Annotated in this window: 15 protein-coding genes; 13 read left to right on the forward strand and 2 right to left on the reverse strand. The window is 71.6% G+C overall.

Translation table 11 applies throughout. From position 1 onward, the window contains the following. The first annotated feature begins 22 nt into the window (after positions 1-22). The 3 genes from KV102_RS16870 to KV102_RS16880 are packed head-to-tail and all read left to right on the forward strand — an operon-like array spanning position 23 to position 2597. Complete coding sequence (locus KV102_RS16870; RefSeq protein WP_374197369.1) at positions 23-937, forward strand: ABC transporter ATP-binding protein; 915 nt, start codon at positions 23-25, stop codon at positions 935-937. Then, a complete protein-coding gene (locus tag KV102_RS16875) occupies positions 934-1788 on the forward strand; it encodes an ABC transporter permease (protein WP_220341369.1) in 855 nt (284 codons plus the stop codon). Before KV102_RS16870 ends, KV102_RS16875 begins: the two co-directional genes overlap by 4 nt. Further along, positions 1788-2597, forward strand: coding sequence for an ABC transporter permease (locus KV102_RS16880; RefSeq protein ID WP_220341370.1), 810 nt, complete (start codon positions 1788-1790; stop codon positions 2595-2597). The genes KV102_RS16875 and KV102_RS16880 overlap by 1 nt, the downstream gene beginning before the upstream one ends. A 3-nt stretch (positions 2598-2600) precedes the next feature. Here the strand turns inward: KV102_RS16880 and KV102_RS16885 are convergent, their stop codons facing one another. Beyond that, positions 2601-3422 (reverse strand): TetR/AcrR family transcriptional regulator, encoded by an 822-nt coding sequence (locus KV102_RS16885; protein WP_220341371.1) that lies wholly within the window; start codon positions 3420-3422, stop codon positions 2601-2603. Positions 3423-3564: 142 nt separating this feature from the next. On the opposite strand from KV102_RS16885, the gene KV102_RS16890 reads away from it, so the two are divergent. From KV102_RS16890 to KV102_RS16905, 4 genes are read left to right on the forward strand one after another with little or no spacing between them, the layout of a single operon-like run. Beyond that, entirely contained in the window at positions 3565-5751 is a 2187-nt protein-coding gene (locus KV102_RS16890; RefSeq protein WP_220346983.1) for an MMPL family transporter, read from the forward strand. After that, entirely contained in the window at positions 5748-5942 is a 195-nt protein-coding gene (locus tag KV102_RS16895) for a DUF3046 domain-containing protein (protein ID WP_220341373.1), read from the forward strand. The genes KV102_RS16890 and KV102_RS16895 overlap by 4 nt, the downstream gene beginning before the upstream one ends. A gap of 22 nt (positions 5943-5964) precedes the next feature. After that, positions 5965-6798 carry an S-methyl-5'-thioadenosine phosphorylase gene (locus tag KV102_RS16900; protein ID WP_308290356.1) on the forward strand — a complete coding sequence of 278 codons (834 nt, stop codon included), beginning with the start codon at positions 5965-5967 and terminating at the stop codon, positions 6796-6798. Continuing rightward, complete coding sequence (locus KV102_RS16905; RefSeq protein ID WP_220346984.1) at positions 6795-7838, forward strand: NAD-dependent epimerase/dehydratase family protein; 1044 nt, start codon at positions 6795-6797, stop codon at positions 7836-7838. The genes KV102_RS16900 and KV102_RS16905 overlap by 4 nt, the downstream gene beginning before the upstream one ends. 24 nt (positions 7839-7862) lie before the next feature. Here KV102_RS16905 and KV102_RS16910 read toward each other — a convergent pair whose 3' ends face one another. After that, on the reverse strand, positions 7863-9212 hold the full coding sequence (locus KV102_RS16910) for a hypothetical protein (protein WP_220341375.1): 1350 nt from the start codon (positions 9210-9212) through the stop codon (positions 7863-7865). Between the two features lie 104 nt (positions 9213-9316). On the opposite strand from KV102_RS16910, the gene KV102_RS16915 reads away from it, so the two are divergent. The 6 genes from KV102_RS16915 to KV102_RS16940 all read left to right on the forward strand — a co-directional run bounded on the left by KV102_RS16915 (position 9317) and on the right by KV102_RS16940 (position 15700). Then, a complete protein-coding gene (locus KV102_RS16915) occupies positions 9317-9982 on the forward strand; it encodes a glycosyltransferase family 2 protein (protein WP_220341376.1) in 666 nt (221 codons plus the stop codon). Then, positions 9979-10641 carry a DUF2064 domain-containing protein gene (locus tag KV102_RS16920; RefSeq protein ID WP_220341377.1) on the forward strand — a complete coding sequence of 221 codons (663 nt, stop codon included), beginning with the start codon at positions 9979-9981 and terminating at the stop codon, positions 10639-10641. The genes KV102_RS16915 and KV102_RS16920 overlap by 4 nt, the downstream gene beginning before the upstream one ends. 20 nt (positions 10642-10661) lie before the next feature. After that, positions 10662-11309 carry a class I SAM-dependent methyltransferase gene (locus KV102_RS16925; protein WP_220346985.1) on the forward strand — a complete coding sequence of 216 codons (648 nt, stop codon included), beginning with the start codon at positions 10662-10664 and terminating at the stop codon, positions 11307-11309. A gap of 110 nt (positions 11310-11419) precedes the next feature. Further along, positions 11420-13675, forward strand: coding sequence for a catalase (locus KV102_RS16930; RefSeq protein WP_220346986.1), 2256 nt, complete (start codon positions 11420-11422; stop codon positions 13673-13675). A gap of 304 nt (positions 13676-13979) precedes the next feature. Continuing rightward, positions 13980-15116 (forward strand): recombinase RecA, encoded by a 1137-nt coding sequence (recA, locus tag KV102_RS16935; RefSeq protein ID WP_220341380.1) that lies wholly within the window; start codon positions 13980-13982, stop codon positions 15114-15116. A gap of 2 nt (positions 15117-15118) precedes the next feature. Next, complete coding sequence (locus KV102_RS16940; RefSeq protein WP_220346987.1) at positions 15119-15700, forward strand: regulatory protein RecX; 582 nt, start codon at positions 15119-15121, stop codon at positions 15698-15700. The last annotated feature ends 250 nt before the right edge of the window (positions 15701-15950 follow it).

Genomic DNA, 15950 nt, shown 5'->3' on the forward strand with positions numbered 1-15950 from the left:
GGTCGGACGGGTGACCGAGGCGATGCTCGAGGCTCGAGGACTGCGCAAGGCGTACGGCGACTTCGAGGCCGTGCGCGGGATCGACGTGACCGTGCAGCGGGGTGAGGCGTTCGGGTTCCTCGGTCCCAACGGTGCGGGCAAGTCGTCGACGATGCGCATGGTGGCGGCGGTGTCGCCGATCAGCGGCGGCTCCCTGCGGATCCTCGGAATGGACCCCGCGACCGACGGGCCTGCCATCCGCGCACGGATCGGGGTGTGCCCGCAGGAGGACTCGCTCGACGGCGACCTGACCGTCCGCGACAACCTCGTGGTCTATGCCCGCTACTTCGGGATCAGCCGTCGCGACGCGGCCCGCAAGGCCGACGAGCTGCTGGAGTTCGTCCGCCTCACCGAGAAGGCCGACGGCATGGTCGAAGACCTGTCGGGTGGCATGAAGCGGCGCCTGACGATCGCCCGCTCGCTCGTGAACGAGCCCGAGGTGCTCCTCCTCGACGAGCCCACCACCGGTCTCGACCCGCAGGCGCGACACGTGGTCTGGGACCAGCTCCACCGTCTCAAGCAGACCGGGGTGACCATCGTCTTGACGACGCACTACATGGACGAGGCCGAGCAGCTGTGCGACCGGCTCGTCGTCATGGACAACGGCGTGATCGCCGCAGAGGGCTCACCGTTGTCGCTGATCGCCCGCTACGCGACCCGGGAGGTCGTCGAGCTGCGCATGGGCGTGGGCGAGAACGACGACGCCGCTGCCCAGGTCGGTGATCTCGCCGAGCGCGTCGAGGTGCTCCCGGACCGGGTTCTGCTCTACGTCGCCGACGGCGAGAAGGTCCTCGAGGAGGCGGTGGCGCGCGGGCTGGAGCCGCTGAGCACGCTCGTGCGCCGCTCGTCCCTGGAGGACGTGTTCCTGCGCCTGACCGGACGGGCGCTGGACGAGTGAGCACCACCGGCACACGCCCGACCGCAGGTGTCCGTACGCCCACGGGGACGCCGACCGCCTGGCAGGCGTTGGTGCGTCAGGTGCCGTACTACACGACCGTGGTCCGACGGACATGGCGCGGCTCGGCCTTCTCGTACACGGTCCTCCCCGCGCTGGTGCTGGCGTCCCTCGGCCTCGGGCTCGGCGGCTTCGTCGATGACGGGACCCAGGGCGGTGGCGAGGGTACGGCGGCACTCGGTGGCCTGTCGTACCTCGCCTACATCGCTCCCGGCATGGTCGCGGTCACCGCCGTGATGGCCGGCGCCGGGGAGAGCACGTTCCCGGTCTATGCGGGCTTCACCTGGAACAAGATCTACTTCGCGATGCGCTCCACCTCGTTGCAGGTGAGGGACATCGTCAACGGCGTGGTCGTCTACGTCGCGGTTCGCGTGCTGATCGCGGTCGGGCTGATCACGGTGGTCGTCGCGCTCTTCCAGGTGATCGGCAGCGTGCTGGGCGCTGCGGCGCTCGTGGGCGCGGCCGTCCTCGTCGGCGCCGCCCACGCGGCACCGATCATCGCCTACGCCGGATGGGCGCACGAGGACACCGCGCTCGGGCTGGTGTACCGCGTGGGGGTGATCCCGATGACCCTCTTCTCCGGTGCGTACTTCCCGGTCGAGCAGCTCCCCGCCGTCGTCGAGGCCGTCGCGAAGGCGCTCCCGGTGTGGCACGGGGTCGAGCTGTGCCGGATGGCGACCACCGGCGACGTCACGTCCGCCGCGTGGGTCCATGTCCTCTACCTGCTGGTGGTCACAGGCGTCGGCTGGGCGCTGGCACAACGGCAGTTCGACCGACGGCTGGGGAGGGTCTGATGGTCTCGACGACAGCGCTGCGGCGTACGGGGCCGTCCCGCACGCCACGGCCGAGCCCGTACCCGCTGCTCGAACGCCACGTCCGCGTCTATCGTCGCGCGCCGGTGGCGTTCGCCTCGGGATTCCTGGAGCCGCTGTTCTACCTGCTCTCGATCGGTGTCGGGATCGCGGCGCTCGTGGGCGAGGTGACCCTCGACGACGGGCGCACCATCGGCTACACCGCCTTCCTCGCACCGGCGATGCTCGCGACGCAGGCCATGAACGGCGCGATCTTCGACGCGACCTTCGGGTTCTTCTTCCGGCTCAAGTACGAGAAGCTCTACGACGCCGTGCTCGCGACCCCGCTGCGACCGGTGGACGCCGCGGTCGGCGAGGTGCTGTGGGCGACGACCCGGGGATCGGCGTACGCCGCCGTGTTCGTGGTCATCATGGTGGCGCTCGACCTGACCTCCTCGTGGTGGACGGTGCTGGCCCTGCCGGCCGCACTGCTGGTCGCGTTTGGGTTCGCGTCCGCGGGGCTCGCTCTGACCACGTGGATGCGGTCGTGGCAGGACTTCGAGTTCATCCAGGTGGCGATCATGCCGATGTTCTTCCTGTCGGCGACGTTCTATCCGCTGTCTGCCTATCCCGAGGGCATGCAGCTGCTCGTGCAGGTCACGCCGCTCTATCAGGCCGTCGACCTGATCCGGTCCTTGACGACCGGCGACGTGGGCCCGGGACTCCTGCTGCCGGTGGCCTACTTCGTGGTCATGGGCGTGCTCGGCCTGCGCGTCGCCGGGCGCCGGGTCGGGCTGCTGATCCTGCGGTGAGCGTCAGGTCGCGAGGACCTCGGTGACGACGCGCTGGAGCTCGGCACGTCGATGCTGCAGACCGAGCACCTCGCCGCAGTCGTTCATGGTGTCGCGGAAGAGCGCTCCGGAGGTGACGATGTCGCTGTCGATGTGGCCGAAGACCTCCAGGGCCGTCGTGCCGTAGAGGCGCGCCCATGCGCGGACGAAGGACCAGGAGGCCTCGGTGGGGACCTCGGGGGCGAGCCCGGCCCACCGGGAGGCCGAGAGGCCTCCGTCGGACGGTGCGGGCACCTGCCCGGTCTCGGGATAGCCCTGGACGTCCCAGAGCGCGACGACGAGCCGACCGAAGAAGCTGCCGAAGCGGTGGGCCGCGGCGGTGCACTCGGCACCGATGGGTGGAGCGCCGGGCGGAGGCTCGACGTGTCCTCCGAGGAGGTCGGCGCCGAGGTCGACGGACTTGGCGCTGCTCGTGATCGGGTTCGCGAAGGTGAGCCCGAACTCCTGGCGGTGGCGCAGCGACCACTGGCGGAAGGCCGTGGAGCCGGCCACCACCTGCGCGGCGGGGTCTCCCTCGTACGGGGCCGCAGCATCCTCGAGCGTGGCGAGGAGGTCGTCGTAGACCTGCGCGGCGACACGGAGGGTGAGGTCCTCGAGGTTGCTGACGTAGCGGTAGAGCGCCGGTGCGGTCATCCCCATCGTCTGCGCCACCGCCCGGAGCGAGATGTCGTGCGTCTCGACGAGAAGCGTGCGCGCCGTCCGCACGATCTCGTCGAGCGTCGCCTGACGCTGCTGGTCTCGCCGTGTCGGTGGCTTGACGGTCACGTTCTCACCCTGCGTCGTCATGGCCCCCACCTTGGCAGGCCGGTCGGCTGTGTCGTTGACCCCTTGACATCGATGATCATGCTTCAGCATAGTGAACACCGTTAGCAGTGAATCATGTTAACAAACGTGAACACTATTCATCGCGTGATGCAGGGGGAGTCCGATGGAACGGTGGGGGCGCTTCGTCGCACGACGAGCCGGATGGGTGGTCGGCCTGGGGCTGCTCGTGCTGGCGGCAGCCGGCGCATACGGGACAGGGGTGTTCGCCGCCCTCAGCTACGGCGGCTTCGACGACCCCGGGAGCGAGTCCTACCGGGCCTCGGAGCTGATCGACGACTCGGTCGGTCGTCACGGAGCCGACGTCGTCGCGGTCTACGAGAGCGACGAGATGACGGTGGATGCGGCGCCCTTCCGTGCGGCGGTCACCGAGGTCGTCGAGGGTCTGCCGGACGAGGCCGTCGAGCAGGTCATGGTCTACGGCGCCCCGGGGACCGACGCCCTCGTCTCGGCGGACCGGCACGCCACGAGCGTCGTCATCACGCTCGCCGGCGACGACGAGGACGCCGTGCTCGAGGCGTACGACGAGGTCCGGCCGGCGCTCGACGGGGCTGCGGTCGAGAACGGCACGCTCGACCTCGCCGTCGCGGGGCAGTCGGCGGTCTTCGACGACGTCAGCACGACCGTCTCGCAGGACATCGCCCGGGCGGAGATGCTGTCGATGCCTCTCGTGCTGCTGCTGAGCCTGGTCGTCTTCGGCTCCGTGGTCGCGGCCCTCATGCCGGTCGGGGTCGGCGCCGTCGCGGTGCTCGGTGCGTTCGCCGTGGTCCGGCTGCTCACCACCGTGACCGACGTGTCGGTCTTCGCCCTCAACATCATCACGCTGCTCGGGCTGGGGCTGGCCATCGACTACGCCCTCTTCGTGGTGAGCCGTTTCCGCGAGGAGCTCGCCGTCCGGGACGCGGGCGATCGCGGTCAGGTGCAGGACGCCGTGGGGGCGACGATGCGTACCGCCGGCCGTACGGTGCTCTTCTCCGGCCTCACCGTCGCCGTCGCGATGTCCGCGCTCCTCGTCTTCCCGCAGACCTTCCTGCGCTCGATGGCCTACGGCGGGATGGCGGCCGTCGTGGTCGCGATGGTCGCGGCGCTGACTCTCCTGCCGGCGACCCTCGCGCTGCTCGGTCGGCGGATCGAGGCCGGCGCGATGCCGTGGCGGCGTCGGGCGCGGCGTACCTCCCAGGGGTGGGCACGCTTCGCGCACGCCGTCATGCGGCGACCGGTGGTGAGCCTGGCGCTCGTGACCGGATTCCTCCTCCTGCTCGCGAGCCCGTTCCTCTCGGCGACCTGGGGCGGGGTCGACTACCGAGCGCTGCCGTCGGACGCGCCGTCGAGGATCGCCACCGAGAAGCTCGACACCGACTTCGGGGGACCGAGCAGCAGTGCTGATGTCTTCTTCGCCAGCACCGAGCGGACGGAGGTGGCCTCGTACGCCGCCGACCTGCGCGCCGTGGACGGCGTCACCCAGGTGCGGCCGGTCGCCGAGGGTGGGGGAGGCACGCTCATCGACGTCGACTGGACCGGGACGTCACAGAGTGCTGCCTCGCAGGAGCTTGTCCGCAGCCTCCGGGCCGTCGACGCTCCCGCCGATGCGTACGTCGGAGGGAGGAGCGCGGAGACCGTCGACATGCTCGACGGGATCGCCGACCGCTTGCCGCTGATGGGGAGCCTCATCGTCGTCGCGATGCTCGTGCTGCTGTTCCTCGCCTTCGGGTCGGTGGTGCTGCCCGTCAAGGCGGTGCTGGTCAACATCGTCTCGATCACGGCGGCATTCGGCGTCGTGACGTGGGTGTTCGCCGACGGCAACCTCGAAGGCCTGCTCGGCTACAGCTCGACCGGCTACCTCGACGGGACCCAGCCGATCCTCATGGTCGCGATCCTCTTCGGGCTGTCGATGGACTACGAGATCTTCCTGCTGTCGCGGATCCGCGAGGAGTGGGACGCCACCGGAGACAACGAGGTCGCGGTGGCGAGGGGTGTCCAGAAGACGGGCCGCATCATCACCAGCGCCGCGCTGCTGCTCGCGGTGGTGACCGGAGCGTTCGCGACGTCGGGCATCGTGTTCATCAAGATGGTCGGCGTCGGCATGCTCGTGGCGCTGATCGTCGACGCCACCCTGGTCCGCCTTCTGATGGTCCCCGCGACGATGAAGCTCCTCGGCCGGGCGAACTGGTGGGCGCCGGGCCCGTTGCGCCGGTGGTGGGAGCGGCACGGCCTGCGTGAGGGCGGCACGGTCCCCGTGGCGGGAGGCGCCACGGACGACCGTGTGGGCCGTGCCCGCATACTGGCCGAGTGAGGCACAGTGAGCTCTGGGAACGCATGGAGAGGCACCTCGGGGGCGGCTACGCCCAGGTGTGGGCCGACCAGCAGGTGCTGGCCGAGCTCGGAGGGCGGACGGTGTCCGAGGCGCTCGATGCAGGCGACGCACCCAAGACGGTGTGGCGCGCCGTCTGGTCCTCCCTCGGGCTCCCACCGGCGGAGCGCTGACGCACCGAGACAGAGTCGGGACGTGCTGGCAGACTCGGCAGGCATGGATGCCCCGCTGACTCCCGAGGTCGCCGTCATCGGCGGCACCGGCTTCTACACCTTCCTCGACGACGTCCACGAGGTCGACGTCGACACCCCGTACGGCCTGCCGTCGGGGCCGATCGCCCTCGGCACGGTGCCGACCGAGGACGGCCCGCGCGCGGTCGCGTTCCTCCCGCGGCACGGCCCCGGCCACCGCTACCCGGCGCACGCTGTGCCGTACCGGGCGAACCTCTGGGCGCTGCGCAGCCTCGGCGTGCGCCAGGTGCTGGCGCCGTGCGCGGTCGGCGGGCTGCAGCCCGAGCTGGGGCCGGGCACTCTGGTGGTCCCGGACCAGCTCGTGGACCGGACGACCAACCGCAACCAGACGTTCTACCACTCGGGTGCCGTGCACATCGGGTTCGCCGACCCGTACTGTCCGCGGCTCCGTACGGCGCTCGTCGACGGAGCGCCGGGTGGTGCCGTCGACGGGGGCGCGCTGGTCGTGATCGAGGGTCCGCGGTTCTCGACCCGGGCCGAGTCGCAGTGGTACTCCCGCGAGGGCTGGTCGATCATCGGCATGACCGGGCACCCCGAGGCGGTCCTGGCCCGCGAGCTCGCGCTCTGCTACGCCACGGTCGCGCTCGTCACCGACCTCGACGCCGGGGTGGAGGCGGCGGAGGCGGTGAGCCACCAGGAGGTGCTGCGTGTCTTCGGCGAGCACCTCGACACGCTCCGCGACGCGTTGCGCGGGGTGGTCGGCGCGGTCGGGTCGGACCGCACGTGCGACTGCGCGAGCGCCCTCGACGGTCTCGACCTGCCGATCACGCTGCCGTGAGGGTCCTCGTCACCGGGTCGGCCGGCTTCGTCGGCGGCCACGTGGTGACGGCGCTCGAGCGGGCAGGGCACGACGTCGTCGGCCTCGACCTCCTGCTTCCGCTCGCTCACGGACCGGACGCGAAGGTGCCCGAAGGCACGCGGCTCGGCGACGTACGATCGGCTGCCGACGTCGATGCCGCGCTCGCCGGCGTCGACGTCGTGTGCCACCAGGCCGCGATGGTCGGCAACGGCGTGGATGCCCAGGACATGCCGGGGTACGCCGACCACAACGACCACGGCACCGCGGTCCTGCTCGCGGCGATGGCCCGCGCCGGCGTCGGGCGGCTGGTCTTCGCGTCGTCGATGGTCGTCTACGGAGACGGTCGCTACACGTGTCCCGAGCACGGAGACGTCACGCCGGCGGCACGACGCGCGGTGGACCTCTCCGAGGGCCGGTACGACCCCGGCTGCGGCATCTGCGGGCGCGAGGTGTCGTGGCGGGAGGTCGACGAGTCCGTGCCCTTCGCCCCGCGCAGCACCTACGCCGCCTCGAAGGTCGCGCAGGAGCACTACGCGCAGGCGTGGTGCCTGCTGGCGGAGGCGTCGGCGGTGGCGCTGCGCTACCACAACGTGTACGGGCCAGGGATGCCCGCGGACACGCCGTACGCCGGGGTGGCGGCGATCTTCCGCTCGTCGCTGGCGCGCGGCCAGGCGCCGAAGGTCTTCGAGGACGGCGGCCAGGTGCGCGACTTCGTGCACGTGCGCGACGTGGCTCGCGCCAACGTCGCGGCCGTCGAGCGCGTGGTCGAGCAGGACCCGGGGCTGCGCGCGTACAACGTGGCGTCAGGGCATCCGACGACGCTCGGCGTGATGGCGCAGGTCCTTGCCGCCGCCGCCGGAGGGCCCGCGCCCGAGCTCACCGGTGACTTCCGCCCGTACGACGTCCGCCACGTCGTCGCCTCGCCGCGGCGAGCGCGCGAGGAGCTGGGGTTCGTGGCGGAGATCAGCCCGGAGGACGGGCTCGCCGAGCTGGCGACCGCGCCGCTGCGAGAGCGCTGACGCCGCCGAGCCGCCCGCCAGACCTCACCACCGCGTCAGGAGCAGGTGCTGGACGGCGAGGGCGGCAACCACCTGAGCGATGACGAACGGCGTACGCAGACGAGGGCTGAGCAGGGCCGGGGCGACGAGCGCCCACAGGGCGAACGGAAGCCAGATCCGCTCGACCTCGGCCTTGCTCATCCCTGAGAGCGTCGCCAGCAGCACGCACGCGAGCCCGCTGATCGCGAGCACCGACACGGCCACCGTCCCGCGATCCGGCCGTGGTCGTGCCACCACCGATCGCCCAGCCTCCGCGAGGCCGGCCCAGCCCGCGAGCCCGATGGTGAAGGTCCAGGCCGCGAGGTTGGCCCACACCCAGTAGCCGTAGGGCCGGTCCGAGGCGACCCCGTCGTAGTAGCGCTCCCTCAGGACCGCGTACCCCTCCCACCAGGCGAAGCCCGCGAGCGTGAACCCGGCGGCGACCGCGACGGCCCCGAGCGCGGCCCAGAGCACGGGCCGCGGCCGGCGTGTGAGAAGGACGACCGCGAGGGCGAGCACGGCGAGGAGGACCAGGCCGTACGACAGGTAGACGCAGGCACCGAGGACGACGCCTGCGGCGACGCCCGACGCGATCTCGACGCCCGTGCGTCTCGTGGTGAGCGAGACCGCGAGCAGGGCGAGACCCCAGGCGGCGACGGCCATGAAGACGGCGTCGGCGCTCACCCCGACCCAGACCGCGGCCGGCGCCAGCACCCACCAGATGCCCGCCCGCCGGGCCCAGTCCTCACCCGCGACGCGGCGTACGACGACGGCCGCAGCGACGAAGGCCGTGCAGCCGAGCGTGAGGACCGTCATCGCGATGGTGACCGGATCGGTGATGCCGAGCCGGTCGATGCCGACGAACATCAGGAGCGCGCCGGGAGGGTGACCGGCGACGTGGATGCCCCAGTTGTCGGCGGCATCGACCGGGATGCGGTCGACGAACCCGGCGAGCATGGCGCTCACGTCCGTGACGGCCTGCGCGTCGGCGACGTACTCGCCGCGACGGGCGAAGACGGCGCCGAGGCCGTCCTCGCCGTCGACGAGGGCAAGGGCGACGGTCCAGCTCCAGGCCGCGACGAACAGCGCGCCGAGATAGACGGGCCAGCGCAGGGCCGACACGCGCGGCCACGCGAGGAGGACGACCAGTGCGACGGCGAGTGGGAGCCATGACGTCGCGGTGAGCCGTGGCATCCAGTTCGCGTGAAGGGGCGGGAAGCGGGGGAGACCCGAGATCCCGTTGTGCACGAACGTGCCCGTCACGGCCGGCCAGAGCATCGCTGCGGCGACGAGCACGAGCCCTGTCGCGGCGCCCGCGAGGGCGGTTCGGCTCCGGCTGTCGGGGCGACTGGTCATCTGGACACCGTAGGCGTTGGCGCAGGCCTCGGGCACGGTGCGCGGGCGCGGCTGACGCAGTCGTCGACCCGGACGGATCGGACATCTCGCCCTAGGGTCGGACCATGACGGATGCGCGCGTGTGCGACCTCGTGGTGCCGTGCCGCGACGAGGCGCGGGCGCTCCCGGAGGCGCTCGCCCACGTGCCGGAGCGGTTCTCGGTGATCGTCGTCGACAACGGCTCGCGTGACGGCACGGCAGAGGTGGCGCGGGAGCTGGGCGCTCGTGTCGTCCACGAGGCCGTCGCGGGGTACGGGGCCGCCGTCGACGCGGGGGTTCGCGCGTCGCGTGCGCCGTACGTCGCTGTGATGGACGGCGACGGCTCGATGGACGCCGCCGACCTGGACCCGCTGCTCGACGCGGTGCTCGCCGGGCGGGCGACGATGGCGCTCGGGCGACGTCGACCCGTCTCCTCAGGTGTCTGGCCGTGGCACGCGCGGGCCGGTACGACACTGCTCGCTGCCTGGATCCGCCGATCCACCGGGCTCGCGCTGCACGACCTGGCGCCGATGCGGGTGTGCCCCCGCGAGGACCTGGTGGCGCTCGACCTGCGGGACCGGCGGTTCGGCTACCCGCTGGAGCTCATGCTGGGGGCGGCTCGCGCCGGCTGGACGGTGGAGGAGCACGACATCGCCTACCGCGCGCGTGCGGCCGGGACGCGGTCGAAGGTCAGCGGGTCGGTGCGGGGGACGGTGCGGACCGCGCTCGACTTCGCGAAGGTCATGAGATGACCGCGCCGACGCTGCTGGTGGTCGCGAAGGCGCCGGAGCCAGGGCTCGCGAAGACCCGCCTGGCCGGACGGACCGGAGCCGACGTCGCGGCGCGGTTCGCGGCGGCCGCCTTCCTGGACACGCTGGAGACCGTGTCGGTGCTCGGCTGGCCGGTGGTGGTCGCCCTCACGGGCGACCTCACCCGTGCTGCCCGCGGTGACGACCTCCGTGCCGCGTGCGCGCCGCACCGGGTGGTCGCCCAGCGGGGGACCACCTTCGGCCAGCGCCTGGTCAACGCTCACGAGGACGCCGACGCAGGCGCCGGGGTCGTCCAGATCGGCACGGACACCCCGCAGGCGACGACCGCCGACCTCATCGCTGTCGCGGACGGTCTGCAGTCCCACGAGGCCGTGCTCGGCCCCGCCGCCGACGGGGGCTGGTGGGCGCTCGGGGTCCGGTCACCGCGCTGGGCTCGGCCCCTCAGCGACGTCGCGATGTCGCGATCCGACACCGGCGCCCGGACGTACGCGGCCCTGACGGCGGCAGGCGCGCGGGTCGGTGACGCGCCGGTCCTCGCAGACGTCGACACGTGGGAGGACGCGCTGGCCCTCGTACGCACCGCCCCGAGGAGCAGGGCCGGGCGCGTGATCGCCGAGCTCGTCGCTGGTGGGGTGTCATGACCCTCTCCGAGGAGCGCCCAGTGACGGTACGGCCGCCGATGTCGTCGGGGGCGGTCGTGGACGCCGCCTTCCGCGGGGCGGCGGTCGAGATGGTCACCGCTCGTGGGACGGTCCTCTCGCTCCCGGTCGCTCGGTGGCGGGGTGAGGCGACCGAGTCCGACCGGCAGCTGTTCGTCGACCGGTGTGACGGGCCGACCCTCGACGTGGGCTGCGGGCCCGGCCGGCTCGCCGGGGCGCTCACCGGACGCGGGGTGCACGCGCTGGGTCTCGACATCTCCGCGGAGGCGGTTCGCCAGGCACGCGGGCGTGGGGCGGCTGCGGTGCGCGGGGACGTGTTCGGCAGCGTCCCCGCGGCAGGGAGATGGCGGCACGCCCTGCTGGCCGACGGCAACATCGGCATCGGCGGGGACCCCGTCCGGCTGCTTCGGCGCGTGAGCGAGCTGGTCGGAGCCGGGGGCAGCGTGCTGGCCGAGGTCGAGTCACCCGGGGTCGGAGTCCGGAGCCACCACGTCCGTCTTCGTGCGGGTGGCCGCGAGAGCGCCCCGTTCGCCTGGGCGCGGGTCGGGGTCGACGGGATCGGCGCCGTGGCGCGCAGGGCGGGTCTGGTGTGGTGCGGTCTGCGCCTGCACGGGGGCCGGCGAGTCGCGGAGCTCGCGGTCGAGGAGTGAGCGGCCGCCGTCCCGCTGCTGCTGGTCAAGCTGGCCACCTGCGACGGCGATCGCCGCGGGAGATAGTGGGGACAAGGCCGCGACGCGGCTATCGACCACCGAGGAGTCACATGGATCTCAAGCAGCTGGCCAAGGAAACGTTCGACCGGATCGCGCACGGCGTCGCCGGAAGCACCGACCCCGCGATCCCCGGAGCACCGGGGCCGGAGCCCGCCAGTCTCGCTGAGCCCACAGAGCCGAGGCCACCGTTGCCGCCCAAGGCCGACCAGAGCGCCCCGGCGACCCGCACCGCCACCGGCGTGGAGACCGGCGCACCCGTGACCGCCCGGTCGCAGCAGGAGACCTACCTGACGACGTCGACCGGTGTCCGCCTTCGTGACACCGACCACTCCCTCAAGGCAGGGGAGCGGGGCCCGACGCTGCTCCAGGATCACCACCTGCGGGAGAAGATCACGCACTTCGACCACGAGCGCATCCCCGAGCGCGTGGTGCACGCCCGCGGTGCCGGCGCGCACGGCGTGTTCGTGGGCTACGGCACCGCCGACGCGGTGTGCAAGGCAGGGTTCCTGCGCGAGGGCGTCGAGACACCCACGTTCGTACGCTTCTCGACCGTGCTCGGCTCGCGCGGCTCGGCGGACACGGTCCGTGACACGCGAGGCTTCGCGACCAAGTTCTACACCGACGAGGGCAACTTCGACCTCGTCGGCAACAACATCCCGGTGTTCTTCATCCAGGACGGCATCAAGTTCCCCGACGTCATCCACGCCGGCAAGCCGCACCCCGACCGGGAGATCCCCCAGGCGCAGAGCGCCCACGACACCTTCTGGGACTTCGTCTCGCTGCACACCGAGGCGCAGCACCACACCATGTGGAACATGTCCGACCGTGGCATCCCGCGCTCCTACCGGATGATGGAGGGCTTCGGGGTCCACACCTTCCGCGTGGAGAACGCGGCAGGGGAGACCTCGCTGGTGAAGTTCCACTGGAAGCCGCGTCTCGGCGTGCACTCGCTGACGTGGGAAGAGGCGCAGATGATCGGTGGCATCGACCCCGACTTCCACCGCCGTGACCTCTATGACGCGATCGAGGCCGGGGCGTATCCCGCCTGGGAGCTGGGCCTGCAGGTCTTCCCGGACAACCCCGAGCAGGTCTTCGAGGGGATCGACCTCCTCGATCCGACCAAGATCGTGCCCGAGGAGCTGGCGCCGGTGCAGCCGGTCGGCCTGATGGTGCTGACCGCGAACCCGACCAACTTCTTCGCCGAGACCGAGCAGGTCGCGTTCCACGTCGGCCACCTGGTGCCCGGCATCGACGCGACCGACGACCCGCTGGTGCAGGCGCGGCTGTTCTCGTACGTCGACACGCAGCTGACTCGGCTCGGTGGGCCGAACTTCAACCAGCTCCCCGTCAACCGGCCGCACACCGAGGTCAACGACATGTTCCGCGACGGCTTCCACCAGCACGCGGTGCACGCGGGCGTGGCGCCGTACAAGCCGAACTCGCTCGACGGCGGGTGTCCGTTCCACGCGGGTGCCGACGTCGAGGGCTCGTTCGAGCACCTCGCGGTGCGGGTGGCCGAGGGCACCAAGGTGCGCGCCCAGCCCGCGTCGTACGACGACCACTACAGCCAGGTGCGGCTGTTCTGGAAGAGCATGACGCCGGTGGAGCAGGAGCACATCATCCGTGCCTACACCTTCGAGCTCGGCAAGTGCTACGAGCAGGCGATCAAGGAACGCCAGCTGCAGTGCCTGGCCAACATCGACCCGGTGCTCTGCCAGGAGGTCGCGACCGGCCTCGGGCTGCCGGCGCCGTCGCCGACGGTCGAGCTGATCGAGCCCGTCACGAGTCCTGCGCTGTCGCAGGTGGGCGAGCCGTGGCCGGCCGACGGCCGGATGGTCGGCATCGTGGTCGACCCCCAGGGTGACCTCTCCGGTGTCGAGGAGGTTCGTACGGCGATCTTCACGGCCGGCATGGTGCCGCTGGTGATCGCGCCGCACGGCGGGATGATCGGTGACGGCATCGCCGTGCAGCGTACGTTCGCGACCGCTCGGTCCGTGGAGTTCGACGCCGTCCTGGTCGCCGGAGCCCCGGTGCCGGCCCCGGACGCCCTGCCGAACCGCGACGAGAAGGCGGGCGCGGCCGACACGGTCACCATCGATCCGCGCGTCGTGCTGCTGGTCGAAGAGTGCTTCCGGCACGCGAAGGTCATCGGTGCCTGGGGCGCCGGTACGGCCGTGCTCGACGCCGCCGGCTACGTCGGCGGACCGGGCATCGTCCGGGGTGAGAGTGGCGCCGAGGTGCTCGGCCAGGTCCAGGAGGACATGGCTATGCACCGGGTGTGGGAGCGGTTCGCCGTCTCCGTCTGACCTGTCTGAACCGACGTCGGCCCCCGGCCGTGACGCTGAGCCGTGCTGCTCAGCACCTCACGGACGGGGGCCGACGTGTCGGTGCCGGAGGGTGCGGCTCGGTGGCGAAGACATCCCCAGCGCGGTCGACACGCGACACTCGGCGTGTCGGTAGTCGCATCGAACACGTGTTCGGACTAGAGTCGTCCCCAGGTCGACGAGCAGGCCCGGACTCCACAGCACACGTGCGAGACGCACGAAGTGTCGGTGCCGGCCCCTAACGTCGTAGATGACCGGCGGATACGAGAGACAAGGGACCACGCTGATGGCTGCTGACCCGGGCAAGGGAGCACCGAAGGACCGCGACAAGGCACTCGACACGGCCATGGCCCAGATCGAGCGTTCGCACGGCAAGGGATCGGTGATGCGCCTCGGCGAGCGTGGCAAGATCCCGATCGAGGTCATCCCCACCGGGGCGACCTCGTTGGACATCGCCCTCGGCATCGGCGGGCTCCCGCGCGGCCGGATCGTCGAGATCTACGGCCCAGAGTCCTCCGGCAAGACGACCGTCGCCCTCCACGCGGTGGCCAACGCACAACGCGCCGGTGGCATCGCGGCGTTCATCGACGCGGAGCACGCGCTCGATCCCGACTACGCCAAGGCCCTCGGTGTCGACACCGACGCCCTCCTCGTGTCCCAGCCGGACTCCGGAGAGCAGGCGCTCGAGATCGCCGACATGCTGATCCGTTCCGGTGCGCTCGACATCATCGTCATCGACTCCGTCGCCGCTCTGGTGCCACGCGCCGAGATCGAGGGCGAGATGGGTGACAGCCACGTCGGTCTGCAGGCTCGACTGATGAGCCAGGCGCTGCGCAAGCTGACCGGCGCGCTCCACGGTGCCGGCACGACCGCGATCTTCATCAACCAGCTCCGCGAGAAGATCGGCGTCATGTTCGGCTCGCCCGAGACCACGACGGGCGGCAAGGCGCTCAAGTTCTACGCCTCGGTCCGTCTCGACGTGCGACGGATCGAGACGCTCAAGGACGGCACCGACATGGTCGGCAACCGCACCCGCTGCAAGGTCGTCAAGAACAAGATGGCCCCGCCGTTCAAGCAGGCCGAGTTCGACATCATGTACGGCCAGGGCATCAGCCGAGAGGGCAGCCTCCTCGACGTCGGCGTCGATGCAGGCTTCGTCCGCAAGGCCGGCGCTTGGTACACGTACGAGGGCGACCAGCTCGGCCAGGGCAAGGAAAACGCGCGCAGCTTCTTGCGTGACAACCCCGACCTCGCCAACGAGCTCGAGAAGCGGATCATGGAGCACCTCGGCATCGGAGCCACGGTGGACGAGCCGACCGACGCCGTGGCCGCTGACGCCGTGGTCGCCGGTGCGGCCGCGGGGACGCGTGCAGGTGCTGCGGGCAAGTCAGCCAAGGCCGGCAAGGCTGCGGTCGACTTCTGAGCATGGCGCGCACGCAGCGCTCGGGATCCTGGGGCCGCCGGGATCCCGAGCCGGACGCCGACCGGGACCTCGGTCCGGAGCCCGACCACGAGGCCGTGGCACGCAAGATCCTCCTGGACCGGTTGGCTGAGCGTCCGCGATCCCGAGCGGAGCTGGCCGCGCAGCTCGCGCGGCGCAACGTTCCTGACGAGATCGCCGAGAGGATGCTCGACCGGTTCGAGCAGGTCGGGCTCGTCGACGACGAGGAGTTCGCCCAGCTGTGGGTGCGCTCCCGGCAGCAGTCGCGTGGCCTCGCGGGACGGGCGTTGGCGCTCGAGCTCCGGCGCAAGGGGATCGACGACGAGATCGTGCGCGACACGATCGACACCCTCGACCCGGAGTCGGAGGAGGACGCCGCCCGTGCCGTCGTCCGCAAAAAACTCCGCTCCATGCGCAATCTCGACGAGCAGGTCAAGGTGCGACGACTTGTCGGTGCGCTCGGCCGCAAAGGCTATGGCCCCGGCATCGCCTACCGGATCGTCCGTGAGGAGGTCGGCGCGGCCGACGACTCGATCGAGGCCGAGGGCTGGCCGGACGGCCCCTGACACGTCGGACGGCCACCCGCCGACGTGTCAGCATGGAGCGGTGCGCACTGCCGTCGTCGGTGTATCGCTGGTCCTGCTCCTCGCCGCGTGCAGTGCGAGGGAGGCCGACGACGAACCGTCCTCGCCAGGCCCCGCGCCTGCGACCTCGAGCGGTCCGTCAGCGGGGAGCTCGTCGCCGGCGAAGCCTCCGGGAGTAGCCCCGAGGGATACCGGCTCGCCCGGTGGCCCGGGTGAGCCGGGCACGGACGCC

It is taken from the genome of Mumia sp. zg.B53, assembly GCF_019550935.1.
In the GTDB taxonomy this organism is placed as follows: domain Bacteria; phylum Actinomycetota; class Actinomycetes; order Propionibacteriales; family Nocardioidaceae; genus Mumia.